Source organism: Chryseobacterium sp. MHB01, assembly GCF_034651565.1.
Taxonomy (GTDB): Bacteria; Bacteroidota; Bacteroidia; order Flavobacteriales; family Weeksellaceae; genus Chryseobacterium; species Chryseobacterium nepalense.
Genome location: NZ_JAYEDA010000018.1, coordinates 1 through 23,598, shown reverse-complemented (window position 1 = coordinate 23,598; position 23,598 = coordinate 1). Strand labels below are relative to the sequence as shown.

Annotated in this window: 26 protein-coding genes and 1 tRNA gene; 8 read left to right on the top strand and 19 right to left on the bottom strand. The window is 34.1% G+C overall.

What is annotated here, in order from left to right; translation table 11 throughout:
* Positions 1 to 3: 3 nt before the first annotated feature.
* Both mtgA and U9K52_RS19520 read right to left on the bottom strand, forming a co-directional pair.
* Entirely contained in the window at positions 4 to 648 is a 645-nt protein-coding gene (mtgA, locus tag U9K52_RS19525; RefSeq protein WP_248393961.1) for a monofunctional biosynthetic peptidoglycan transglycosylase, read from the bottom strand.
* Positions 649 to 690: 42 nt separating this feature from the next.
* On the bottom strand, positions 691 to 1,737 hold the full coding sequence (locus U9K52_RS19520) for an ABC transporter substrate-binding protein (RefSeq protein ID WP_322927819.1): 1,047 nt from the start codon (positions 1,735 to 1,737) through the stop codon (positions 691 to 693).
* Between the two features lie 48 nt (positions 1,738 to 1,785).
* On the opposite strand from U9K52_RS19520, the gene U9K52_RS19515 reads away from it, so the two are divergent.
* Positions 1,786 to 1,859: transfer RNA gene (locus U9K52_RS19515), tRNA-Arg, on the top strand.
* 147 nt (positions 1,860 to 2,006) lie between these two features.
* On the opposite strand, the gene U9K52_RS19510 is transcribed toward U9K52_RS19515, so the two are convergent.
* From U9K52_RS19510 to U9K52_RS19495, 4 genes are all read right to left on the bottom strand, one after another.
* A complete protein-coding gene (locus U9K52_RS19510) occupies positions 2,007 to 2,276 on the bottom strand; it encodes a heme oxygenase (RefSeq protein ID WP_248393965.1) in 270 nt (89 codons plus the stop codon).
* Positions 2,273 to 2,491, bottom strand: coding sequence for a hypothetical protein (locus U9K52_RS19505; RefSeq protein WP_248393967.1), 219 nt, complete (start codon positions 2,489 to 2,491; stop codon positions 2,273 to 2,275). The genes U9K52_RS19510 and U9K52_RS19505 overlap by 4 nt, the downstream gene beginning before the upstream one ends.
* A 131-nt stretch (positions 2,492 to 2,622) precedes the next feature.
* Positions 2,623 to 2,841 carry a hypothetical protein gene (locus tag U9K52_RS19500; RefSeq protein ID WP_027378534.1) on the bottom strand — a complete coding sequence of 73 codons (219 nt, stop codon included), beginning with the start codon at positions 2,839 to 2,841 and terminating at the stop codon, positions 2,623 to 2,625.
* 103 nt (positions 2,842 to 2,944) lie between these two features.
* Complete coding sequence (locus U9K52_RS19495; protein ID WP_051289100.1) at positions 2,945 to 3,505, bottom strand: helix-turn-helix domain-containing protein; 561 nt, start codon at positions 3,503 to 3,505, stop codon at positions 2,945 to 2,947.
* A gap of 166 nt (positions 3,506 to 3,671) precedes the next feature.
* Here U9K52_RS19495 and U9K52_RS19490 point away from each other — a divergent pair, with 166 nt between their 5' ends.
* From U9K52_RS19490 to U9K52_RS19470, 5 genes are all read left to right on the top strand, one after another.
* The gene (locus U9K52_RS19490; protein ID WP_262486255.1) at positions 3,672 to 3,803 is read left to right on the top strand and encodes a hypothetical protein; all 132 of its coding nucleotides are present in this window, start codon (positions 3,672 to 3,674) and stop codon (positions 3,801 to 3,803) included.
* The gene (locus tag U9K52_RS19485; RefSeq protein ID WP_248393969.1) at positions 3,804 to 4,832 is read left to right on the top strand and encodes a pesticidal protein Cry7Aa; all 1,029 of its coding nucleotides are present in this window, start codon (positions 3,804 to 3,806) and stop codon (positions 4,830 to 4,832) included.
* Between the two features lie 32 nt (positions 4,833 to 4,864).
* Positions 4,865 to 7,141 (top strand): glycosyltransferase, encoded by a 2,277-nt coding sequence (locus U9K52_RS19480; protein WP_322927818.1) that lies wholly within the window; start codon positions 4,865 to 4,867, stop codon positions 7,139 to 7,141.
* A 22-nt stretch (positions 7,142 to 7,163) separates the two neighbouring features.
* Positions 7,164 to 7,967, top strand: coding sequence for a hypothetical protein (locus tag U9K52_RS19475; RefSeq protein ID WP_322927817.1), 804 nt, complete (start codon positions 7,164 to 7,166; stop codon positions 7,965 to 7,967).
* A 123-nt stretch (positions 7,968 to 8,090) separates the two neighbouring features.
* Positions 8,091 to 8,360 (top strand): hypothetical protein, encoded by a 270-nt coding sequence (locus tag U9K52_RS19470; RefSeq protein WP_322927816.1) that lies wholly within the window; start codon positions 8,091 to 8,093, stop codon positions 8,358 to 8,360.
* 328 nt (positions 8,361 to 8,688) lie between these two features.
* Here U9K52_RS19470 and U9K52_RS19465 read toward each other — a convergent pair whose 3' ends face one another.
* From U9K52_RS19465 to U9K52_RS19435, 7 genes are all read right to left on the bottom strand, one after another.
* Positions 8,689 to 9,417: a fatty acid desaturase gene (locus tag U9K52_RS19465; protein WP_322927815.1), complete on the bottom strand. Its 729-nt coding sequence runs from the start codon at positions 9,415 to 9,417 to the stop codon at positions 8,689 to 8,691.
* Positions 9,418 to 9,826: 409 nt separating this feature from the next.
* Complete coding sequence (locus U9K52_RS19460; protein ID WP_322927813.1) at positions 9,827 to 10,405, bottom strand: urea carboxylase-associated family protein; 579 nt, start codon at positions 10,403 to 10,405, stop codon at positions 9,827 to 9,829.
* Complete coding sequence (gntA, locus tag U9K52_RS19455) at positions 10,405 to 11,091, bottom strand: guanitoxin biosynthesis heme-dependent pre-guanitoxin N-hydroxylase GntA (protein WP_322927812.1); 687 nt, start codon at positions 11,089 to 11,091, stop codon at positions 10,405 to 10,407. The genes U9K52_RS19460 and gntA overlap by 1 nt, the downstream gene beginning before the upstream one ends.
* A gap of 241 nt (positions 11,092 to 11,332) precedes the next feature.
* A complete protein-coding gene (locus U9K52_RS19450) occupies positions 11,333 to 12,247 on the bottom strand; it encodes an AraC family transcriptional regulator (protein WP_322927811.1) in 915 nt (304 codons plus the stop codon).
* A gap of 16 nt (positions 12,248 to 12,263) precedes the next feature.
* Complete coding sequence (locus tag U9K52_RS19445) at positions 12,264 to 13,001, bottom strand: SDR family oxidoreductase (protein WP_322927809.1); 738 nt, start codon at positions 12,999 to 13,001, stop codon at positions 12,264 to 12,266.
* Positions 13,002 to 13,012: 11 nt separating this feature from the next.
* Entirely contained in the window at positions 13,013 to 13,873 is an 861-nt protein-coding gene (locus U9K52_RS19440; RefSeq protein WP_322927831.1) for an aldo/keto reductase, read from the bottom strand.
* Positions 13,857 to 13,991: a hypothetical protein gene (locus U9K52_RS19435; protein ID WP_322927808.1), complete on the bottom strand. Its 135-nt coding sequence runs from the start codon at positions 13,989 to 13,991 to the stop codon at positions 13,857 to 13,859. The genes U9K52_RS19440 and U9K52_RS19435 overlap by 17 nt, the downstream gene beginning before the upstream one ends.
* Positions 13,992 to 14,511: 520 nt before the next feature.
* Between U9K52_RS19435 and U9K52_RS19430 the strand changes: the two genes are divergently transcribed.
* Positions 14,512 to 14,892 carry a YidH family protein gene (locus U9K52_RS19430; protein WP_322927806.1) on the top strand — a complete coding sequence of 127 codons (381 nt, stop codon included), beginning with the start codon at positions 14,512 to 14,514 and terminating at the stop codon, positions 14,890 to 14,892.
* A 211-nt stretch (positions 14,893 to 15,103) separates the two neighbouring features.
* Here U9K52_RS19430 and U9K52_RS19425 read toward each other — a convergent pair whose 3' ends face one another.
* Entirely contained in the window at positions 15,104 to 15,460 is a 357-nt protein-coding gene (locus U9K52_RS19425) for a winged helix-turn-helix transcriptional regulator (RefSeq protein ID WP_248393984.1), read from the bottom strand.
* Positions 15,461 to 15,580: 120 nt separating this feature from the next.
* Here U9K52_RS19425 and U9K52_RS19420 point away from each other — a divergent pair, with 120 nt between their 5' ends.
* Positions 15,581 to 15,976: a DoxX family protein gene (locus U9K52_RS19420; RefSeq protein WP_322927805.1), complete on the top strand. Its 396-nt coding sequence runs from the start codon at positions 15,581 to 15,583 to the stop codon at positions 15,974 to 15,976.
* 103 nt (positions 15,977 to 16,079) lie between these two features.
* Here the strand turns inward: U9K52_RS19420 and U9K52_RS19415 are convergent, their stop codons facing one another.
* From U9K52_RS19415 to U9K52_RS19395, 5 genes are all read right to left on the bottom strand, one after another.
* Positions 16,080 to 16,763: a hypothetical protein gene (locus tag U9K52_RS19415; protein WP_322927804.1), complete on the bottom strand. Its 684-nt coding sequence runs from the start codon at positions 16,761 to 16,763 to the stop codon at positions 16,080 to 16,082.
* 396 nt (positions 16,764 to 17,159) lie between these two features.
* The gene (locus tag U9K52_RS19410) at positions 17,160 to 17,828 is read right to left on the bottom strand and encodes a hypothetical protein (protein ID WP_263602695.1); all 669 of its coding nucleotides are present in this window, start codon (positions 17,826 to 17,828) and stop codon (positions 17,160 to 17,162) included.
* A 503-nt stretch (positions 17,829 to 18,331) separates the two neighbouring features.
* On the bottom strand, positions 18,332 to 18,790 hold the full coding sequence (locus U9K52_RS19405; RefSeq protein ID WP_263602694.1) for a hypothetical protein: 459 nt from the start codon (positions 18,788 to 18,790) through the stop codon (positions 18,332 to 18,334).
* Positions 18,791 to 19,350: 560 nt separating this feature from the next.
* Positions 19,351 to 19,836, bottom strand: coding sequence for a hypothetical protein (locus U9K52_RS19400; RefSeq protein ID WP_263602693.1), 486 nt, complete (start codon positions 19,834 to 19,836; stop codon positions 19,351 to 19,353).
* Between the two features lie 4 nt (positions 19,837 to 19,840).
* On the bottom strand, positions 19,841 to 23,470 hold the full coding sequence (locus U9K52_RS19395; protein ID WP_322927803.1) for a DUF6443 domain-containing protein: 3,630 nt from the start codon (positions 23,468 to 23,470) through the stop codon (positions 19,841 to 19,843).
* Positions 23,471 to 23,598: the final 128 nt, after the last annotated feature.

Sequence of the window (23,598 nt, the reverse complement as noted above, 5' to 3'; positions counted from 1 at the left end):
ATACTATTTCAAACTCACATTCCTCATTTGTCTCATGATCCAATTATGTTTCTTTCTTAAATAGGCTGAAGGATTTTTAGGATCATATTTTTTAGGATTGGGCAAAACGGCTGCTATCCAAGCTGCTTCGGATACAGTAAGGTCTTTTGAAGATTTCCCGAAATAATACTTTGAGGCGGCTTCAACTCCGAAAACGCCCTGTCCCATTTCGATGGAGTTGAGGTATCTTTCGAGGATAATGTCTTTGCTCCACACTTTTTCGATAATAAAAGTATAAACAGCTTCAAGCCCCTTTCTGAACCAGCTTCTTCCCTGCCACAGAAATATATTTTTTGCCGTCTGCTGGGAAATGGTGCTTCCTCCCCTGATTTTTTTACCTTTTTCATTGTGCTTCATCGCCTTTTCAATGGCAGTGTAATCGAAACCGTTATGTGAAAAGAATTTCTGGTCTTCGGAAGCGATAACTGCTTTTTTTACATTGTTTCCCATTTCCTCATACGAAACATAGTCCCTGTTCAATTTTCCGTATTTTAATAATCCTCCTATTTGCGTAATCGTTATAGGCGGATTAAAAAATCTTCCCCAAACAATAAATACTACGTTCAGAATAAGAATGATGAATATGATGCGTTTAATCGTTTTCCACATAATTTAAAAAATGAAAAGTCAAAAATAAGCAAATAGTCCGAGTTATTGCAATTCTTTCATGTAGGTAAGCTGATAACCCGGCAAAAGTTCAGGATGGAAAATTTTAATATAATCTTTTAACACAAGATCCGATCTTACCACGCCGCTTTCGAAAAAATCATTGGCTTTGGCTTTTTCTTTTCCGGTAATTACATACACTTTCCCTTTATTAAAAACAGGCAATTTGCTATAAACAGGGTTCATTGTCAGCATTTCTTTTTTCGAAGGATGATTTCCGGCGTTGATCCAGTACTGAACCTGGTCTGCTTTTGCAAAAACCTCTTCAAAGCTCATGGTAACTGCTTTTTCTTCCGTATTATTTTTCAAAATATAATTGGCGTTGGCGTCTGAAATAAAATGTGCCAGTGATGTCTTTCCGCCGGGAAGATACCAGATGTCGCCATACATTTCGTTTGCAAGAATAGTAGGTCTTTCTTTAGCTTTAGCAGCCATCTGCTTTAGATCCTGATAGTTTTTAATAATTTCATCATATTTAGCAATTGCTGTGTCACTTTTCCCGAAAAGTTTCCCGAAAAGTTTAATATAGGCCGTTTTTTCAAGCGGATTCTGCTCAAGATATTCATCTAAAAATACAACCTGAATTCCATTATCTTTCAAAAGTTTATAGGTATTGTCGAAACTCGCGATATGATTGGTAAAAATAGCATCGGGTTTTAAAGAAATGATTTTTTCCACATCATATTTCTGTTCATTTCCGACGTTTTGAATTTTACCTTCTCTTACTAATTTTTGAATATTTTCGGAATAAATATACTCCGGACTTGCAACGCCGATTATCATATTTTCAGCTCCCAGTTCGGTTATGTATCCCGCCATACTTGCATTCAGCAATATGATTTTTTTGAATGGAAGCTGATTTTCTTTAAAATTATAGCTAAACTTTCCCGACTGGATATTTAAAATTCCGTTTTCTTCGGTATACTGAACGTTGTTTGAAATTAAAACAGGTTCTGAAGTAGATTTTTTTTGTTCTCTTTTACAAGCCGTTAGCGTTAAAAACGCGATTAATAGTAAAATTCTTGGTTTCATCTTTCAAAGAAAGCAAAAAAGTGTTATATTTGCAAACCATTAAACAATGGCCTCGTGGCGCAACTGAATAGCGCATCTGATTACGGCTCAGAAGGTTACAGGTTTGAATCCTGTCGAGGTCACATATTTACCAAATGGCGCAAACTAAAGACAGTTTGCGCCATTTTGATTTTTTTAGTTTGGATATACTCAATATATCAGATTGCGCTTTTATTTTAGAATATTACATCTATTAGTATACTAATAAATTGAAACTTTTATTGCTAAAATCAGATAACATCATAGTCGTTTAAAGTTGTTACAAAATGATAATCTATAAAACTTTTAGAAGCCTTGCACAATTCCAACAATTCTTCATTGCTGTGGTATTCAAAATTAAAATCGTCAGGAACATCAATTGTATATTCCGTTATCACTTCTGTATCAAGAAGATCAATTGCCATCAGATCATTAAGCGAACTAAGCAGATTATTTTCTTTCAGAAGAGGCATTTTCTGCGTGAAAGAGTTTTTAAATTTATATAATATAATTGTTTTCATTTTTTATTTTTTGCTTTTTCGAAAGTAATGAGCTGCATTCTAATAGAGGAAAGATATTGCTTAAAGTCTTTCATTGTAATATTTTTCTCGTTCGGTGACATAAATAATGGAGTCTCATTTAATAGAAAATACAATTCAGGATATAAAGACTGGATTTTAGCCGTTACATTGAAGATCTGTCCGGTAAGATTCTGCAAATTATAAGTTGATTTCATATCTTTCTAGTTAAACGAAATATAATAATATCAGAATAAAAAAGGACGGGAACTAAAAAAGTACCCGTCCCCTTTTGTATTAAAACCCCTTTAAACATATTGAGCTGTTTACCGGAGTTATAATAAACTCATTATGAAAGTTGAGTGTTATTAAGAATCTTAATAACCTCTTCACGGCTTTTACTTAGTTTATTTTGCAATCTTCCTAGCAATTCATTTTCTTTTCCTTTTTCAAGCACCAAATCTGAATCTTTAAGTTGTGAAAACTTTTCTTTTAACTGTTTTGATTGTTCTTTCCAATCTCCTGTAATTTTAAAAGCCTCATGAGCTTTATTGTGATTTGTATTCATAATTCGAATTTTTGTGTAACAGAATTATTACAATCCAAAGGTGATCCATTTTAATCTTATCCCGCTACACATTTCAATACTAAATTTACATATATCACACTTTTTATAAGTCTTCTAAATTTTTCAGCCGTTTTTGCTTTAGCTGTTTGTAGAAAGAAGGAGAAAGTCCAGTTATTTTTTTAAACTGGTTGGAAAGATGCGCAACACTGCTGTAATTGAGTTTATAAGAGATTTCAGTAAGATTGAGTTCATCATACAAAAGGAGCTCTTTTACCCTTTCCACTTTATTGATGATGATAAAATGCTGTAAAGTCATTCCTTTCACTTCAGAAAATGTATTGGCAAGGTAAGTGTAATCGTAACCAAGCTTTTCACTGATATAATCTGAGAAATTTTCTTTCGGAAGAGATTCGGAATAATGGATCATTTCTGTAACCGCACTTTTTATTTTTTCGATCAGAATGCTTTTTTTATCATCAAGTAATTCAAGTCCGGTTTTGAGGAGATTTTCTTTTAAAAACTGTCGCTGTTCATCTGTAATATCATCCAATATTTCTACAAGTCCTAAATCTACTACGGCATTTCTGATATTCAGTTTTTCAAGCTCCTGATGAACCACCATCTTGCAGCGCAGGCTTACCATATATTTTATATATAACTTCATAATCCTTACCGTATTTCGTGTTTGTCAATCTATATGTTGACAGCCATCCTTTCAAAGTTAGTCCTTTAAATTTTAATTACTATGATTTATGTAACAAATTAATAGACTATTACAAACCTTTCTTTTTTTAATAGATGACCTTTACATATAATAAAAATATTTTAAAATGTCAAAAGAAAAGGATACAAAGAAAAAAACAGATAAAACACCTGCGGCAAAATCATTAAAAGAGAAGCGGGAAGCCAAACAAAACAAAAGGAAAGACAAAGAAAATGAAAGTCGCAACGCAACAACCTAAATGGTAGAAATAAAAAAAGAAGGAATTATACTTAGAAAAACCAATTTAAGTTTTGAAAACGAAGGGGTTTTGAATCCTGCTATTATTAAGGAAAATGGCAAAATACATGTATTTTACCGCGCTGTTGCCAAGGGTAATTTTTCAACTGTCGGGCATTGCATATTGTCAGATCCGCTTACGGTAGAAAAACGGTCAGATTCACCCATTATTGTTCCTGAATCTGAATACGAAAAACACGGTGTAGAAGATCCTCGAATTGTAAAAATAGATGATTTGTTTTATCTTACTTACACCAGTTATGATGGCATCAATGCTTTAGGAACATTAACGACTTCAAAAGATCTCAAATCCTGGAAAAATAAGGAAATTATTGTTCCAAAAATTTCTTATGAAGAGTTTAAGCTTTTATCAGAATCAGAGGATTTAATCCCGGATAAATATAGAAGATACAACGAATTTCAAACCAATCATCCTGACAGCGATCCTGTTTTTTTGTGGGATAAAAATCTGATTTTCTTCCCAAGAAAAATAAACGATAAATTTTATTTTCTTCACAGAATAAGGCCTGAAATTCAGATTGTCAGCATAAAAAATATTGAAGACTTGAATTCTGATTTCTGGCAGGATTACTTTTCACATTTTAAAGACCATGTTCTTTTATCTCCAAAATACGATCACGAATCAAGTTATATCGGAGGTGGATGTCCGCCAATAGAAACAGAATACGGCTGGTTGATGATTTATCACGGTGTTTATGACACCATTAACGGTTATGTTTACAACGCCTGTGCAGCTTTACTGAACCTTGAAAATCCAAAAAAAGAAATTTCCAGACTTCCTTATCCGCTTTTCAAACCCGAAAAAGAATGGGAACTCAAGGGTGAGGTTAACAATGTATGTTTCCCGACGGGAACCATTGTGGAAAATAACAAACTATATATTTATTATGGAGCCGCAGACGAAAGAATTGCTGTTGCCTCACTCAGTATTTCAAAGTTATTGAAAGAGCTTATGATGTACGCGGTATGAAAATTATTCGGCAAATTAAAAAAGAAATTAAAATGAATAAAAATAATAATTCAGACGTGGAGGATAAAGCAATTAGACAATCTTATAATGATAAAAAACACAAAATCTATAATAAAACCGAGATTGTCTTTGTAAGTACATTTCCTCCAAAGGTATGCGGAATTGCCACTTATACACAAGATCTGATAAAATCTCTTCAGTCGAAATTCGGAGAATCCTTCAAATCAATTATTTGTCCGATGGAAACAGAAGAGGAAAATTATGAATATCAAGAATTTACCGAGTATAAATTAAATATCTCGGACGCCGTTTCCTACTTGGAATTAGCCGCAAAAATCAACAAAAATGATGCTATTGAGTTAGTGATGCTTCAGCACGAATTCGGATTTTTTAATGAAACCCAAAATGGTTTGTTACTTTTTCTCAAGAACTTAAAAAAAGATATTATCATCACTTTTCACACTGTTTTGCCAAACCCTGATAAAGAGCTGAAGGAAAAAGTGAAAAAGATCGCAGATTATGCAAAATCTATTATCGTAATGACAAGTATTTCAGCGGACATTCTTTTGAACCATTATGACCTTTCTCCTGATAAAATTACGGTAATCCCTCACGGAACACACCTTTTGCCCTTCGTAGACAAAATTACTTTGAAAGAAAAGTATAATCTTAAAAATAAAAAAGTTCTTTCCACTTTCGGATTATTAGGTTCCGGAAAAAATATTGAAACGACACTGAAAGCCTTACCGGAAATCATTGCTAAAAACCCTGATGTCATTTTTTTAATTCTTGGCAAAACACATCCTGCATTAGTAAGGCATGAAGGCGAAAAATATCGTGACTTTTTGGAAGACCTTACCTGTACCCTTCATCTGGAAAACAACATCCGCTTTATAAATGATTATCTTCCACTTCAGGAATTACTAGAATATCTTCAGCTTACCGATGTTTATCTTTTCACCTCAAAAGACAGAAATCAGGCAGTAAGCGGTACATTTTCCTATGCAATCAGCAGCGGATGCGCCATTGTTTCTACTCCAATTCCGCATGCTATGGAAGTTTTAAAGGAAGATACAGGAATTATTATTGATTTTGAAGCTCCGGAGCAGTTGGCTGTTGCGGTAAACACATTATTAGAAAATGAAAGCAAACGAGAGGAGCTACGTCAGAAATCATTGGAAAAAATGGCTCCGACAGCGTGGGAAAATTCATCTATCTTACACGCTTTGTTATTTCAGAAATTTAAAAATAATAAAACAGAACTCAATTATACTCTACCGGAAATCAATCTTGGGCATATTCAAAATATGACAACCGATTTTGGGATGATTCAGTTTTCAAAGATAAGCAAACCGGATATCAATTCAGGATATACGCTGGATGATAATTCACGGGCGATGATCGCTATTTGCAAGCATTTTCAAATCAGTAGAAACAAAGCAGATCTGCAATTGATTTTAATTTATTTAAACTTTATTAAATTTTGCCAGCATAAAGACGGGAGTTTCCTGAACTATGTAAATGAACAAAAACAATTCACTAATCAAAACTATGAAACTAATCTGGATGACTCCAATGGAAGAGCAATCTGGGCTTTAGGTTATTTAATTTCATTAAAAGAAATTTTGCCACAGGAATTGTCTGAGAATGCGGAAAAAATCATTCAGAAAAATCTTGTCTGGGCAGAAAAAATTCATTCTACAAGAGCAATGGCTTTTATTATTAAAGGATTGTATTATCAAAACTCAGAAAATAACCTTCCTTTATTAAAAGAATTAGCAAATCGTCTGGTGAAAATGTATCAACATGAAGCAAAATACGATTGGCATTGGTTTGAGAATTATCTGACCTACGGAAACAGCGTATTGCCGGAAGCTTTACTGTGTGCGTGGATTTCTACTAAGGATGAACTTTACAAGCAAATTGCTGAAGAGTCTTTCCAGTTTTTAATGTCTAAAATTATGATTAATGACAGCATAAAAGTGATTTCCAATAAAGGCTGGCTGCAAAAAGAAAATACTGAAAATGTACTCCCCATTGGTGGAGAGCAACCTATTGATGTTGCCTACACCGTTCTGGCTTTATCTTCATTTTATAAAACTTTTAAAGATGAAAAGTATCTGCAAATGATGAAGAATTCCTTCAACTGGTTTTTGGGGAAAAATCATTTGAATCAGATTGTTTATAACCCTGCAACGGGAGGTTGCTATGATGGGCTTGAGGAAAAAAATGTAAATCTCAATCAGGGTGCAGAATCTACCGTCAGTTATCTGATGGCAAGGCTTAGTCTGGAATTTTCAATAGAATAAATAACTGCCTGTGATGCTTAAAATGAAACATACACTTAATAAAAGGAAAACTAAATTTCGTCTGCTCAATAAAAAAAACAGCTTGAATAAAATCTCTCATACTGAATTTGTTTCATTGCTTTATATCAGAAATACCAATATCGCCTTAAATAAAGATCTGGAAGAAATTCTTCGTATACTAAAAGAGCTGCAAAAATCAAATAAAAAATCAAGACTGGTTTTTAAAACCAATTGTACACTGACTAAACATATTCTTTGGGAAACCATTATCAATGAGATAAAACAAAATCTTATGTATATCAAACTCCAAATTGAATATATAAAAGAAAATACTATACAAGCAAACTACTTTAATTATTCTCTGTTTTGGCAACAGAATAAAATTTTCATAAAAATAATAAAAGAAAATTACGCAAAACTGGAGCTATTAGGAAATCAAATTCTCCCAAAAGAAGTATTACAATACTGGAAAACAAATATTCGTAATATGCATGATGAGTTTTTTCATCTTATGATTTCATTTTTAAATATTTGCAAAATGGAACTAAACTTTATCAAAATCCATTCCCCTCATAATTTATCAGAGATCATACAGAACATTATTGTAAACATTCCGAAAATCAAAAATAGTGATAGACTTAATAGGTACGAACAAATATATATTGAGGCTTTAAAAAACTATAAAGAGGAATTCAGCGAAAAACTCAGTTTTTGGAATGTCGTATTAAAAGCTCTGACCATTAATAAAGATCAATCTCCTTCAGAACAAACAATGCTAGAAAGATGGATTGATGGCAAGGATAGAAGAAAGATTAATAGCATTTAAATATAAGATTCCGGATTGTTCCGAAAACTATTTCATATTGAAGTTAGTAAAATAATTTGTTCCATTATTCCCGATTGAACATTTATTTTCTAATTTAAATCCCTAATCATTAAAAATTAACATATGAATACTATACGATTATATAAATTTAAAGATTCAATCACCAGCAAAATACCTTTTTTGAATAAGGAATCTAATTTGGATATTTTAGATGACTCCAGGCAAATTACAACTTTAGACATTCAAATTGTTACGGAATATGTAATTAATATCCCCAGTGCCTTTATTTACGAAGATCTGTCGTACAAAGAACTGATACACTTATGCAGTTCTTCAAAACAAACCATAGAACATTATTTTATTAAAAACAACAATGGTTATGATCTAATCTAATATTTCTGAATGACAAAATTTACCTTTTATAAATTTATCGCCCTCCATAAATAAATGATGATTTCCTTCCTTTAGCATCAAATGGGCAATACGAAATTCTCTTTTTTAAAGGATTCTTGAAGGCAAACATATAAAATATTTTGATCTGAGAAATTTCTCACAATATTCTCGTCAATATCTATTATTCCTACCCAATCAAACCTTTAGTTTCAAAAATTACCGGTCACGGAATATTATATCTTCAAAGTTCTTCTCAATTTAAGTATTGTAGAAACTTCCTTTATGTGTTTTGGTACTAATCGAATAATTATCATTAACTAAAATCTGTTTATTGATATTTTATTTTGATTATCTTAAGTTTTTGTAAAAAAACCATCGTTTGAAAACCCATGTCCCATTCAAACCACTTCGTTGCATTATTAGGTCTTTGCGGATACTTATGATGATTATTATGATAGGCTTCGCCCCAGAAAATAAAATCAAATGGCAGAATATTTTTTGAAGTATTTGTTAACTTATAGTTTTCATAACCAAATTTATGCGCCCACCAATTTACGGCCATTCCCTGTAGAGAACCCATTATTACAGTCGCTGGTAAAAAAAGCCATTGCCACCAAGCTGTTGTCAATAAAGCATAAATAATTATATACACAGTAATCCAACAAAATCTTGTAATATAATTGTGTGCTATTTTATCAAACCTCTCCCATTCCGGAAGATTCTTTTTGTATTTTTCTGCGGCATCTGTTTTTCCGATATAAAGGTTAAAATAGTTATTTCGTGTTGCCCACATCATGACAAAAGGATTAGGATCGTTGTGAGGTGAATGTGGATCTTCGGCTTTATCTGTATGTGCGTGATGCAAACGGTGCATTAGACCGTACGTGTAAGCGCTTATGTAAGAGGAACCCTGAGTAAAAAAACAGCCCAGGTAAAACATCTTTTCCCAAAATTTTGACATTGTAAAAAGATTGTGTGCAGCATAACGATGGTGAAAAACGGACTGAAAAAAAAGAGATGCATACCAATGGATGAGTATAAAAATGAATATTGCCATAAGTTTTAAATTAAAATGAATAATTATCGTAGAAGTATTACGGAAGGCAAAGAAAAAATTATGCTTAATTGATTAGCCACTATTCACACGAAAATTAATTTTCATTCTGCAATATCTTTTATAATATACGACAATTTTGTAAACATGGTTTGATTTTCTTTCAAAGATTTATAAATAAATAGAAATAAAATGTTTTGTCTGTTTACTCATCGATATAAATTTATATTCTATCACTTTCAAACATTATTTATTTTGTAAATACGCTCGTATTGGTCACAAAACCGACATTTGAAGATTTACTTTCTTATGTCGGTTTTTTATTTCCTAATTTCTAATCAGATGATAAGATATACTATTTACACGAATTATAAATAATTTCGATTGATACTGATTTCCTACGGTATTACAATTACATTATGGAATAGCCTATAGGCTTAAATGCGTAATTATTAGACATTTCAGCTGAACAAGCTGTCATACCAACAATAAGATCCATTGCTGCTTCAATAATTATATAATCTCCAGCTGCACTTTTGGGAGGAAGCACACTTATTTTACCAGTCTCACCATTAACTGCAACATTCATAAAAACGTTAAAGCAAATAGGAATGCTATCAGGTTCAATGCCAAATGGTTTTAGTGCTTCACAAAGATTGCCAAAACAGCCGCGGTGAGGATTTTCATCGCCGTATATAATTCGGAAGGTGTCGGCACTGCAGGGAGTTAACAGAAAGTCATGACGGCCCACGGTATCCTCAATAATATTAAACATAATATTACTTCTGTTTGAATAGAAGGGATTTCCTTTGGTCAGAAATATGGTTTCTGCATAATCAATTGTTCTTCCGGATGAAAGATATTCTTTGGTATCATTTAGATTAAAACATATAAAATCTGAAACCTGTTCTCCTTTGATATCGGTAATTTTAAGTTTTTCTCCTTTGCGTAGAATAAATGCGGTACCGCTTCGTGGTTGTATTGTATTCATTAATTTTTATATTTATAAGGGCATTCCCAATTTTTATCATATCTCATACCACTATACTGATACACTTCCGAATCATCACCAAAATCATGAAGCATCGGATTAATGGAGCCGCTAAGCGCAACATCCCTTTTACGCACAATATTTTTCATTTTGTCATACCTTTTTAATGATCTCAATTCTTCAAATTGCTCATGTGGATTAAAAACAATTGCCGGATAACGGAATCTTCTTGCATCCCTGCTGCTTCCCGGGGAAAGCCCAATAATAAAAAAAGCTTCTTCTTTCAGACTAAAACTAAACTGTGGAGATGACGGGTCTGAATCTACACGGGAATCATAAGGATATCTCTGTGCATCCAGATCAGACAATGCCTGTAACCTCTGCCAAAGAAGACTGTCAAACATCTCCTCATTGATAGAATGCGTTTCGGGAAAGATCACACAAACAGTGTGAAAATCGCTATCTGCCGATCTGTATTCATCAATGAATTTATAAATGAAATCCAGGATTTCCTGATCATCTTTCGGGCAAGCCAAATGACCGGCAACAAAAATATGCATATGATCTCTCGTAAGTGCAGCCTTAGCTGCTACACAAGGAAATAACTTGTCTTCAATAAATGACCTGAAAGCATCTCGTACTGACAGGGCATGCTCTGTATTTTGTGAATTATTGGTTGGTGTCATACCTTAATATACGCAAAGCGTATGCCACCGGAAAATATACCGACTTTGAAATATCCTAAGAATTTCAGACAACTTTAACGCATAACTGATGTTAATAGACTGATGTAAAAACATACATGAATGACGGCAAAAGATATATGACAAAGATCAACCTTCAAAAAAATTCCAGTAAGAAATAACGAATGAAAAGGCAGTTTCAATTACTATAAGTAAGGGGCGTATAGTAGATCGATTGCTATATTTAATTAAACGACTGCCTGAACTCCAAAGGCGAAAAATTAGTCTTGGTTTTAAAAAGTTTACTGAATGATTGCGAATGTTCAAAGCCCAGTTCATACGCAATTTCCGAAACGGAAAGATTCGTTGTCGATAACTTTTCTTTCGCTTTTTCTATAATTGTATTCTGAATAAACTGTTGTGTATTTTGTCCGGTCAGTGAACTCAGCAAATCACTTAGATAGCGTTGCGATAGCTTTAATTCGGAACTTATGTATTTAACTGACGGCAATCCGTTTTTCAGACTGTTGCCCTCCTCAAAATAACGGTTTAAGAGTTGGTCCAGAGAGCTGACAATATCGTTGTTGACGGCTTTTCTGGTAATAAACTGCCTGTTGTAAAAACGGTTGCTGTAATTCAGTAACAATTCTAATTGTGACACCAAAACATCCTGGCTGAAGCTGTCAATATTATTCTCAAGTTCAACGGCAATTGAAGCAAATAAGCCTGCGATGATCTCTTTTTCCTTAGCGGATAAAAATAATGCTTCCGACACATCGTAAGAGAAAAAACCATATTGATGTATGGTCTTCCCCAAAGGATAGTTTCGGATAAAATCCGGATGAAAATAAAGCGCAATTCCTTCATAGCTTTCTATTTCTTCGGGAGGGAAAACGATTTGTCTGGGCTTCAGAAATGCCATTCCGCCTTCTTCAAAATCATAATATCCCTGTCCGTATTTGATTTGTCCCGTAAATGCCGTTTTAAAGGAAATTTTGTAAAAATCAAGACTTATTTTCTGTCCTCTGGGAAATGTCTCCATGGGTACTTTCCGATAGTCAACCAATGCAATCATTGGATGCAACGGCGCAGGAAGCTCCAATAGACGTATCAATTGGGATATACTGTTGATATGAAAGATGTCAGATGATTTTTGCATTTCGTTACTAATTTAATCAATTTTGTTTTGACGGGCGAATTACCAGTTCACCAATTTCAACATCGTTTGGCTGGCTAACTGCATACATTACCGCATTGGCAATGGCTAAAGGATCTAAGGCCATTTGATCCATTTCTTTTTGAATGGCCGTTCTCATTTCTTCGTTTTTGATGCTGCCAGCAAAATCTGTTTTTACAAACCCCGGCGATATTCCCGTAATGCGTATTTTTCCGTCCGATTCCTGGCGAAAAGCTTCCGCAATGGTACGAATAGCATTTTTTGTTCCGGCATAAACGCCCATCATCGGGGTAATTTTTAAGCCAGCCGTAGAAATAATGTTGACGATATGTCCCGCCTCCTGCATTTTAAAAACAGGAATTGCTGCGGCCATTCCATAGAGTACACCTTTAAGATTAATGTCGATCATTTCTTCCCAACCTTCAAGATCCAGATCGTCAATGCGGCTTAGCTGACTGATACCGGCATTGTTTACCATCACATCCAATTTTCCATATTGGTCAACAGCTTTATGAACCAGACGATCAAGATCAGCTTTATTCTTCACATCAGTTGTAATACAGGCAGCTTCGCCACCTGTACTTTTAATGTCTTCCACAAGCTGCAACAACTGTTCTGTACGTCTCGCACCTAAAATAACTTTTGCTCCGTTTTTAGCCAATTCAATGGCTATGGCTTTACCCATCCCGCTGCTTGCACCGGTAATGGCAACTACTTTTCCTTTAATATGATGCATTGCTTGTATTTTTATTTGTCAATTTGCTTTGCTAAAAACTCAGGATAACGGTCACCTGCAAGTGTAATTCCTTTCACCGTTATATCAATGTTGGCGAGCTCATCCTGGGTTAAAATAATATTTGTACTGGCAATATTTTCTTCCAACCTATGCAGCTTTGTGGTTCCGGGAATCGGTGCAATCCACGACTTTTGGGCTAAAAGCCAAGCTAATGCCAATTGTCCTGTGGTTACATTTTTTTCTTGGGCGATCTCGGAAAGCGCCTCCACCAAAACCCAATTGGCCTTTATGTTTTCTTCCGTGAAACGTGGGAGAACATTCCTGCGATCAACAGCCTCTAATTTTGTATTGATGGCACCCGTGAGAAAACCTTTTCCCAAAGGACTGAACGGGACGAAGCCAATACCTAACTCTTCCAGAGTTGGTATAATCTCATCCTCCGGTTCACGCCAGAATAATGAATATTCGCTCTGTAATGCTGATACAGGCTGAACTGAATGTGCCTTTCTTATCGTTTTAACGCCGGCTTCCGATAAGCCAAAATATTTTACTTTACCTTCTTGTATGAGGTCTTTAACTGTTCCGGCAACCTCTTCTATCGGAACATTGGGATCAACCCTGTGCTGGTACAGCAAATCAATGTAATCTGTCTTTAATCTTTTGAGTGATGCTTCAGTTACTGCTCTTATCGTTTCGGGTCTGCTGTCTAAACCTACTGCAGGACTGGCATCTTTACACCCGAACTTTGTGGCGATCACAACGTCTTTTCTATAAGGTTTTAATCCCTCTCCAACAAGCTCTTCATTGGTATAAGGTCCATAAGCTTCAGCAGTATCAAAAAAATTGACTCCTCTTTCAACGGCATTGCGCAGTAGTTTTTATGGCCTCTTTCTTATCAAGCCCTTTGCCATCCAAAAAATTTAAACCCATACAGCCAAATCCCAATGCGGAAACTTCCAACCCGTTATTTCCTAACTTTCTTTTTTGCATAATTAATTTTTTTACTCGTTTTTAAAACTGACCTCAATTTTCAATTACAAAATTCCTTAATCTCACTCTATAAAAAGTAGTCCAATTGGTAATTGTTGTAGTCAATCAAAATAAAAAACAGTTACAAATCTTTATGACAAATATTGGTAGTAGTATTGAGGCAAATAATAAAATTATAAGTTGGGCGGCATATATCAAACTGCTTGTTGCAGCAACCCTGTAACCGCTTCTGATCAGTCTTTTCACTAAGGAAAGTCCCATTCCCTTGGAGGCCCCCGTTACAAACCATACTTTATCCGTATCCATATTCTGATTTTATTAATGACACAAAATTAGAGTAACAATGTACATCAGTGATAACCAAATTGAAACAATAGATTACAAAAATCAAACAACTGAAACCCTTTAAACCGATCAAAGTAAGAAAATCGGAAAATATAGCACTGATTGTTGCTTCCAACCATGAAAGCAATCTGAATAGGAACAATTCTTGTCATCATTTGATGAGTCAATAAAAATTATGGATAAAAAAGTTTCTAACAATACGGGCGACCACCTTGCCAATGAACGGACTTTTCTGGCTTGGGTTCGTACGGCAATCGCCATGATGGGATTCGGATTTATTTTGGTAAAATTTTCCATTTTCCTTAAACAGATATCTCTTGCATCAGAGAATCACCTTCTTTCGCACGTTCAGAATGGACAATCCGGTCTGACAGGTGTATTGCTGGTTGGTGCAGGTGTAGTTGTATTAATCCTTTCGTACATCAATTATTTACGGATTAAGAAGCAGATTATCAGCAATTCTTACGTGGGAAACAATATTATGCTGCTGATCCTTGCGGTCATGCTGATCTCCTTAAGCATCTTTCTTATTTATTATTTAATTGGCAACCTATAACAATGGACAATTGATAAAGTCTACTATCGTAATTACATAATAATTAAATTATCATTTTGAGTTTAAAAATTTTGTACAGCGTTCTATAATTATAATTGCACCTTATTCAGCAGCATTAGCCATCACGGTTTTATTAATTACTATCTTAGTAAACAGACTACAGGAAGATTTATCCCAAACCTACTGGGGGAAACATCACTTACAGAACGCTTTATTTCCCTAATATCTTTTTCCTGTGATTAGCTCCCCAGTTATGCAATTCCTCAATAACTTTTTCTAAAGTAAAAACATAATCTGTTGCCGTATATTCCACCAATACAGGAGATTCATCATAAACTGTGCGTTTGATTAGCTGATGTTCCTCCAGATCTTTCAGTTCTTTAGCTAAAACTTTTGAGGATATTTTCGGAATGCTCCTTTCTATTTCCCTGAAGCGTTTATGACCGCTCATAATAGAAATAATAATGAGAATCTTCCATTTGCCGCTGATGACGTCAAGGGCATCACGCACGGTCAGCATTCTTGCCAAACATTCGTTTTTAGTACTTTCCGGAAATTGATCTGTCATATTGCTTACTTTAAGGTAACTGCTTACATTTGGGTAACTGCTTACAAAATGTAAGCAAATGTACGTAATTTTGTATCAATAAAAATGTAAATAAAATTTTCAACAATTAATCCTTAAAGAATGACAAAACAGATTGACTTCGTAAAAAATCCTGATAAAAAATCCAAACGTATCTATTGGATCATCACTAGCTTTACAATGGCATTGATTATATTGCCATCCTATTTCGCACCAAGAGAGTACCTCATCCAGGCGGTAAAAAATTTACAGTTTCCTGATTACTTTACTCTTGAACTGGACATCTTAAAAATCGTTGGAGCTATTGTTATCCTGGTTCCGCGTATCCCTACGATGTTCAAAGAATGGGCCTATGTTGGTTTCGGTATCCTGCTATTGTCGGCAAGTCTGGCGCACGGCATTGTCGATGGATTTGTAAAGGGTGTTGCACCGCTTGTTCCTTTTGTATTTCTTGCTGTATCCTACTATTATTTTCGAAAACTTAATTATGAAAATTAATTCATTGACGGTTTTTCCGACAATTAGAGGCTGTCTCAAAATGCAGCCTTTTTCTTTATCTTATCGGCCCGAACAAAATTTTCACCTCAGCAGGGATCATCATTTATTTCAATATATTTAATTCATTTATACACTTTATAAATTCTCTTTTCCTATCTTCTTTAAAATAAGGTAGCCCTTCAATACCATTTTTAATATCGCTATACTTTATTGGTAAATTATAAGTTTTAATCCCTTTTCCTGCAAAGTAATAGTTCCTGGCATAAATAACTGATTTCGGTGTATATTGATCTATTGCCAAACATTTTTCAAAGGCATTAACTTTATCTTGGATGACCAATTCGTATCTAAAATACTCATCAACATAATTATTCCTAAAATCTTCTGTAGAAAGCTTTTTTGTGTAAAAAACAATTTTATTTTTCTCTTTAACTTTAGTATAAGAAAGACTGTCATATCGTAATTTATAAGGACTCGTAGTAACCTCAAAAATATTTTTATTATTTACAATAAAAATTCCGTTGTAAAAACCTTCTTCATCGTGGAAACCGTCTTCTATATACATGTGAGAATATTTTTTATCTGGATTTATATCATTGATCTTTGCACCCAATAATCTAAAAATTTGATATCCTTCTGTAAGCATCTTTATTTCTGTTGAATCACGATAAGTAAAAGAGTTTCTATCTCTTAATAAATTTACATTCATCCGTCTCAAAAAAATCCTTTCTTGAGAATTACAAGAAGAGAATAACATAATACTGAACAGTAAAATAATATTTTTCATTTTTCGAATTTAAGATTATCTAAAACGATTTTTTTTGAATGTGATACATGCAGCAGCTCTGGCCAATATGTAAAATTCCATTTGCAATATCCTGCTGGAGCTCTTTTTAGTTATATTCGTAGTTGTATTTACTCCGGAGGTATCCGAAGTATTCCTGTGTTTTAATCCAAAAGCGTTGTAATCATTTTTCAACAATCACCAACTGTGCGCCTTCTCTGGGAAAGCTTACCCTGATGTTGCCCAATTGGTCAACATCGGTGTACTTTTTAAATTAAACCTGCTGAATTATTTAAATGATAATAAAGAGACTGTAATTTCAACAGTCTCTTATTTTTTATTGGTAATGATTGCAAATTCGACAGATAGGAACAAGAAATCATAACCAAATAATAAATATCACCATTTACCAATAATGGCTATATCATTATCTAAAAATTGCTTTAACATTAAAATATCAAATTCAGAATCTTTTTTTATCCATTTATTACGATACAATAATTCATTAAAATAATATCTTATTGAAAGAATAGGATTGAATTTAACTCCATTAAAATTAATAACTTTCGTATAAAATATTTCTCCAAAACTATTTTTTTCTTCTGCTGTTAAAATCTCCAGGGTTAAATTCTTCTTTGTTTTATATTTGGATTTAATGTAGTCTATACTATATAGTAACAACGGAATTTCAGCATCAACAATAAATTCATTAACATCGGCTGTTTTTAAGTAATTATTAATAACCGTATTTATTTGTATATCATTATTAAAATCAATATTGTATTTGTTAGTAAAATTTTGTTTAACCTCATTAAAAATTTGATCAACATTATATTGATTCTGACCTAAAAATAAATTCCTATTTGTATCAGATAAGCTGAAATTATCTTTAAATTTCTTTTTTAATTTTTTATGATATTCTTTATCAACATAAGTAACCAATTCATTATAATCGTTAAAAATTGTTTCTTTTTCTTTATCCATTAAATAGATCTTTTCTTCTTGATTGGGATAATAAAATACTTTAACATCATTTGTAAAATCAATATAAAATATTACATATCTCATTTCATGCTTACTATTTTGTGAGTGCAAAATTGCGAGTTTTTTTTATTATCTGATCACGGACTGAAAGTCTGCGAAATCGGGATTGTCACTAATTCTGATACATGACTAAAAAATTATCTACCATTTTTTGAAGACGCCTTTTCAGAGCAATAAACTGAAGATGAGGATGGAATCGGTTTTCCTTTTTCAGTATAAACATAATTCATTGATGATTTTGCACCTCTTTGTCCTAATTCATATGCTTTTAATATTGAATAATTCCCATATTTACTTTTATATTTATCAAATAACGGACGCGTACCATTCGAATCAACATCTCTATTTTTTCTTTAATCTCTTTTGCTGGAATAATGGTTTCAAAAAAAAGGTGCATTCCATCGTCACCCGTACCCTCTTCATATACCTTTCATTGATTCGATATAATCACATAATTCATATCTAAAATTGAAATCTTCAGATATGTCATCGCTCCAAAATGGGATCAAAATATGGTACTTTTCCATTTATTTCCAATTTTCTAATTTCCATCCTTCTTCCAAACGCTCTTTTAGATAGGTGTCATTCCAAACGCTATTAGGAGAGAATTTCAATTGCTCCTCTGTTAGACTCTTAAGATGTTCTACCTCATTTGTTTTTTTATCGATGATAAGCCACTCTGCGCGATGCAGGTAATGTTCTGTCCTAAAATATCTTGGTGTGACAAAGTCACGAGGGAGATCAATGTTTTTTACAAAATCTATAATTCCTTTTTTTAGTGCCGCTTTGACAGGAAATTGCACATAAAAAAAATCTTCTAAGAAAAACCGCTCAATATTATCTGGAATCTTCGTATGTAAATCATATGACACTTTTACCAGCTCAACATCACTTTTATCATTTTCGGGTGACTTAACAAATTGTAAAAAGCCAAGTCCTTTTTTTGTGGATATAGAGTAAATATCGCCTAATTGTACTTTTTTCATTTTTAAAATTTTATATCTGCGTTTTCTAATAGTTGTTTACCTAGTTTGAGACTTTCTCTTCTTATCAATTTGACCTGTTAATTTATAATGAGGAATTGACATCTCAGATACATCCTTATTGAAATTTTTTATATCTGCCTTAAATGTCAAATTCTTATAATTTTCTAAATCAAAAAAATCTACACATTTTTCAGTAGAATAAAAAGTACTAAAATCTGTTGTGTCAATAGGTAAAATATAATCAGAATTATTAATAACTTAATTTCTAAAAATTTTCATTTAACTAAGTCATTGTTAGAATCAATAAATTTTATATGACTTTTACTTGTGAAATAAAAAGAAAAATATAAAAACATGAGATATATCAATTTTTTTATAATTATGAAGATATTTGAGAATGTTTTTATCGACAAAAATAACCAAGAGTAGGAAATACCTACTCTTGATTTATATTAATTTGTTTTTAATTTTTATTGATTTTAAACAAGTTAATGATTGGAGATTATGCCATCACTAACTTTGATACACGACACCAATATATTGATAGCGACCATTTATAATTATTCATAATTAAGAGTTATACTTTGACCATACTTTTCTAATCCTTCAAAACTATTAAAAGTAATCTTTTTTTCTTCAAAAACTATTGAAAATATAGGTGGGGCATTATCAAAAAAAGTTGAGTTTGTTAGAAGGTTAAACTTGTTAGAAGTTCTTGACTTTTGTAAAACTTTATTACCAAAAAAAATAAACCCATCCTTTCCTCCTTCAACTATACCTATCATCTTATATTTTGGAATTAATAAAATGGGATTAAATTTGTTATTTTCTCTTTCATCAAAAAAGATAAGTATTTGATAAACACTTTCTTTTTTATTATCAATCTCTGACTCTACAATTCTTGAGTATATCTTAGCTGGGATACTCTTTCCATTACTATTAGTTAATGAAAATGTATTCTCTGGTTTAAGAATTGTAAAATATTGAACACAACAGAGAATTACTAATAGAAAAATAAATGTAATTATTGAAATAGTTCTTTTCATAATATTATTGACCAAAAAGTTTTAAATTACTATGCTTTATTATACTGTTAAGTTTGGGAGTTCCAACATATCTTCGGTAGACATATCCATTAGTTCCTGGCATATTTTCTAAGTGTTTATTACTGTAACCATAATTTGACATTTTTACTCTATCATGAGAAGCATAAATAGATTCTGTACTAGAGATAATAATCCCAACATGGCCACTGGCATCGTCCCAACTAGCCGAAGCTGCTACAATATCTCCTGGTTGAGGTGAATTTACAACTTGCCAGCCAGAAATAATATAATTAGGATCCGCCCATTGACCAGCAGTTATAGGAGTGCCAAAATTTATGATTGAAAGTAAACCATTAGGACCGGGCATATTGATTCCAGTTTCTTTTAACACATCATCAACAAATAAATTACATTTATTTGTATTTGCTGCAAATCTACCTTTTTCTATTTCATATGCCCACGATTTACTATCGAAATGTTTCACCGCATTCTTAACAATATTCTGACGGATTTTCATTATATCATCATCTCCAAACTGCGAAAAATCAATCCCTTGGAAATATGATGGTTCAGCAAGATATGCCATAATATCTTTATACATCTGAGTTTCTCCGAAAGTGGCACTTCCACCACCACCTGAATTTTGATTTACTGCGCCAAGTGAATTGGTACGGTAGACTTTTACAGAATGAGACTGACTTAAAAGGTAATTCATCGCATCCCATTCATCCAATGTGCTACGTGTACCATTCGAATCAATGCTTTCGTAGTCACCTGTGCCCCAATTGTATTCTACACCTCTTCCATCCGGATCGACAAACATGATAGGATTATTAACGGCATAATTGTATGGTGAATGCCTTCTGTACACTTCCGCCAACGGATCCACAACGCCCCATCTACCGATATCCGGCATATAGAACCTCGCGCCGTAATCGTACATGCCGATCTCCTGCTGGAATTCCTTTCCGTTATATTCGTAATTGTAATTCACTCCGGAAGTATCTGAAGCAGTTCCGTGTTTTAATCCAAAAGCGTAATAATCATTTTTTTCAACGATTGCCGCCTGTGCACCTTCTCTGGTAAAGCTTACCCGTACATTTCCCAAGTGGTCAATGTAATTGTAAATATACTTCTTTTTTACATAATCATAATAGCCTTCCGACGTGGCAAAGAATTTAAGGCCGTTATTGAAAAGATCTGAGAGTTGGTAACTGTATTGAAATCCGTCAATATATTCTGTATCAACGAAAGTATCCTGTTTTGTTTTTCCGGAAAAATAATGGAATCTCTTTTTTATCTTAACGCCGTCCGCCCGGTAAGCGTACTGAACGTTACTGTAAATGTCCTCTCCGTTTCTGGTGACATAATCATTGAATTTGATATAATAAGGCAGGTTGAGGTAGTTGTATTTAATCTGAAGAATGCCTTTATCCAAATGCTTGGTCATATTCCCGTTATCATCATAGGTAATGGTGTTGCCCGAAGTATCAGGATAGCCACTGTAGTTCGATTTCTGATCAACTACTGAGGTAAGCCTGTTTCCGTTATAGGTATACATAAGCTCATCGATCTGTTCGGCAAATCCTGAATATGATTTCTGGTTTCGGTTCAGTCCCATGATGTTTCCGTTGGAGTCATAGCTCATATTCTCATTATAGAATCCGTTCTGAGGAACTGTGGTTTCCGGTTCCTGGTAAACCGCAGCGGTAAGCCTGTTATACCCGTCATACTGATAGCTGTATCTTTTCAAGATACCATCTGCAGCCGTTTTCCAGTTTACTTCCGTAATATTTCCATTATAATTGGCCTGTGCTACGGACGCATTGGATGTAGAACCGAACTTCAGCTCATAACCAAACAATTTACTGCCCAGATTGGCCGGATCGTTGATTTTGCTTACCCAGCCTCTGGTGTTGTAGGTATACTGTATATCCTGGAGATTATTCCCTACTTTTTTACTGGTGAGCTGTCCGAGTTCGTTGTAGGTATAGTCTGCCAGCAATTCTTCCGTAAGGCTATTAACCTGATGGTAGTGCTGCTTAAGGCGGAACTGGTTATCATAAATAAACCGTTCCTTTATCAATATTTCAGTTTCGGTGCTTAATTTTTTATGATACGTATTAGCCATAAGAACCGCTCCGGAAAAGTCAAGCTGCTTTTCTGTTTTGGTATATCCTCCCAAATGGTTTTTGCCCTGGCTTCCGACCGGTCTTCCGGTAAGATCATACCAGATGTGGGTGGAAGACCAGTTATCATCATCCAGATTTTTCACCAGGGAAGCCGTAGGCATTGACATGGTACTCCTGATGCTGGTGATTCCATTGGCGGTCACCGTAGAAGAACTGGAAAGTATGCTCTGGCCTAAGATCGTTTCAGGTCTTGGAAGCGTATTATTAAAATTCGTTCCCGGATAAGTATCATAATAGTTCACACTGTACAGCGTAAATGTTCCCGCAGGATATGCCGAATTGCTGTAAAATACCTCCTGTGTATTCTGTATAAAGGAGGTAGAACTTCTGGCCTCATTATTCAGTCCTTTTAAATCGGCATTTGCCTGTTCCTGGGCTCTTGTTCCTCCCGTGAAACGGCCTGTATACACGATCCGTCCAAATTTGTCATATCGGGTAAATAGCCACTGGTTTGGAGTATCAGGATTATTTTTCATATTGGCATCCTGAGTAGCCACCAAACGGTTCTGCTGGTCATACACCATATATTCCCATCCTTTTCCGGGAATCTTTTTCTCAATGAGCCTGTACTTGTTATCATAAATATATTGATAGCACAGGTCATTTAATACCTGTTGCGATAAAGAATTGCTATTTGCCGCGATACTCTCTACAGCCTTAGGAGAAATCACAAAGGCAAGCATGTTCAAGTCGTTATAGATATAATAGGTGTCCTGCTTAGTGGTGCCCGATTCTTTTCTTACCAATATGGTCTTTCCTTCTGAGTTTTTGAATTCACTGGTTGTATTGCCGTTCTCATCGGTAACAATGGTTTTGGATAACTGACTGTTGCCGTATGTAGAGATTCCAGTAATGGATGTCGTTAGAATTTTACTGCTCCATGCCGCATCCGTAGCAAATTTTTTAACCTGGTCCGATGTCGTATTGGTAAGATACTGTGTTTTGACGGTATGTCCTGTGTTCATGGCCCATTCTGTACCGGGATGAGCCGTCTCCAATGTCCTGGCCAAAGGTGAAGCTTCCAGTTTTTGCTCGGTATACGCATTGAATACTCCGTAATAGGTATTGGCTGATGTTTCTGAAACGGTATTCTGGATGCCCAAATTCGCAGTAGGAACCGGGACAGGAAGGATCGATTTTACCTGCCTTCCGAGATCATCATACACAACAGGTATGGCAAGATCCTGTCCTGAAGGAGTAACTTTTACCTGTACGACCTGTTTTGCTCTTCCCAGTCCGTCAAAATACTGTACGGTTTCATTCTTCTTACTCCCATTTGCAGATAAATATACTTTGGTATAGATATAGTTTTCAGAAGCTGTAGGAGTGGTCTGTGCATGGGCAAACCATGACAAACCAACCCCTATAATAGAAAATAAACTTTTCAGCTTTCGTTTTACGGCATTGTTATATACTGTATGTAATTTCTTATACTTTTTCATCTTATTAGTTTTTATTATGATACTGGTGCTCTTTAACCGTATTTCCATTCACATCTACGACTCTGCTTAATCTGTTATACGCATCGTATTTGTAAAATTCCATCATTCCGTTGGGAGGAATAACAGTC

Excerpts from the sequence above, each read along its gene's own strand:
- mtgA (WP_248393961.1), bottom strand. The coding sequence starts at position 648 with ATGTGGAAAACGATTAAACGCATCATATTCATCATTCTTATTCTGAAC.
- U9K52_RS19520 (WP_322927819.1), bottom strand. The coding sequence starts at position 1,737 with ATGAAACCAAGAATTTTACTATTAATCGCGTTTTTAACGCTAACGGCT.
- U9K52_RS19510 (WP_248393965.1), bottom strand. The coding sequence starts at position 2,276 with ATGAAAACAATTATATTATATAAATTTAAAAACTCTTTCACGCAGAAA.
- U9K52_RS19505 (WP_248393967.1), bottom strand. The coding sequence starts at position 2,491 with ATGAAATCAACTTATAATTTGCAGAATCTTACCGGACAGATCTTCAAT.
- U9K52_RS19500 (WP_027378534.1), bottom strand. The coding sequence starts at position 2,841 with ATGAATACAAATCACAATAAAGCTCATGAGGCTTTTAAAATTACAGGA.
- U9K52_RS19495 (WP_051289100.1), bottom strand. The coding sequence starts at position 3,505 with ATGAAGTTATATATAAAATATATGGTAAGCCTGCGCTGCAAGATGGTG.
- U9K52_RS19490 (WP_262486255.1), top strand. The coding sequence starts at position 3,672 with ATGTCAAAAGAAAAGGATACAAAGAAAAAAACAGATAAAACACCTGCG.
- U9K52_RS19485 (WP_248393969.1), top strand. The coding sequence starts at position 3,804 with ATGGTAGAAATAAAAAAAGAAGGAATTATACTTAGAAAAACCAATTTA.
- U9K52_RS19480 (WP_322927818.1), top strand. The coding sequence starts at position 4,865 with ATGAATAAAAATAATAATTCAGACGTGGAGGATAAAGCAATTAGACAA.
- U9K52_RS19475 (WP_322927817.1), top strand. The coding sequence starts at position 7,164 with ATGAAACATACACTTAATAAAAGGAAAACTAAATTTCGTCTGCTCAAT.
- U9K52_RS19470 (WP_322927816.1), top strand. The coding sequence starts at position 8,091 with ATGAATACTATACGATTATATAAATTTAAAGATTCAATCACCAGCAAA.
- U9K52_RS19465 (WP_322927815.1), bottom strand. The coding sequence starts at position 9,417 with ATGGCAATATTCATTTTTATACTCATCCATTGGTATGCATCTCTTTTT.
- U9K52_RS19460 (WP_322927813.1), bottom strand. The coding sequence starts at position 10,405 with ATGAATACAATACAACCACGAAGCGGTACCGCATTTATTCTACGCAAA.
- gntA (WP_322927812.1), bottom strand. The coding sequence starts at position 11,091 with ATGACACCAACCAATAATTCACAAAATACAGAGCATGCCCTGTCAGTA.
- U9K52_RS19450 (WP_322927811.1), bottom strand. The coding sequence starts at position 12,247 with ATGCAAAAATCATCTGACATCTTTCATATCAACAGTATATCCCAATTG.
- U9K52_RS19445 (WP_322927809.1), bottom strand. The coding sequence starts at position 13,001 with ATGCATCATATTAAAGGAAAAGTAGTTGCCATTACCGGTGCAAGCAGC.
- U9K52_RS19435 (WP_322927808.1), bottom strand. The coding sequence starts at position 13,991 with ATGCAAAAAAGAAAGTTAGGAAATAACGGGTTGGAAGTTTCCGCATTG.
- U9K52_RS19430 (WP_322927806.1), top strand. The coding sequence starts at position 14,512 with ATGGATAAAAAAGTTTCTAACAATACGGGCGACCACCTTGCCAATGAA.
- U9K52_RS19425 (WP_248393984.1), bottom strand. The coding sequence starts at position 15,460 with ATGACAGATCAATTTCCGGAAAGTACTAAAAACGAATGTTTGGCAAGA.
- U9K52_RS19420 (WP_322927805.1), top strand. The coding sequence starts at position 15,581 with ATGACAAAACAGATTGACTTCGTAAAAAATCCTGATAAAAAATCCAAA.
- U9K52_RS19415 (WP_322927804.1), bottom strand. The coding sequence starts at position 16,763 with ATGAAAAATATTATTTTACTGTTCAGTATTATGTTATTCTCTTCTTGT.
- U9K52_RS19410 (WP_263602695.1), bottom strand. The coding sequence starts at position 17,828 with ATGAGATATGTAATATTTTATATTGATTTTACAAATGATGTTAAAGTA.
- U9K52_RS19405 (WP_263602694.1), bottom strand. The coding sequence starts at position 18,790 with ATGAAAAAAGTACAATTAGGCGATATTTACTCTATATCCACAAAAAAA.
- U9K52_RS19400 (WP_263602693.1), bottom strand. The coding sequence starts at position 19,836 with ATGAAAAGAACTATTTCAATAATTACATTTATTTTTCTATTAGTAATT.
- U9K52_RS19395 (WP_322927803.1), bottom strand. The coding sequence starts at position 23,470 with ATGAAAAAGTATAAGAAATTACATACAGTATATAACAATGCCGTAAAA.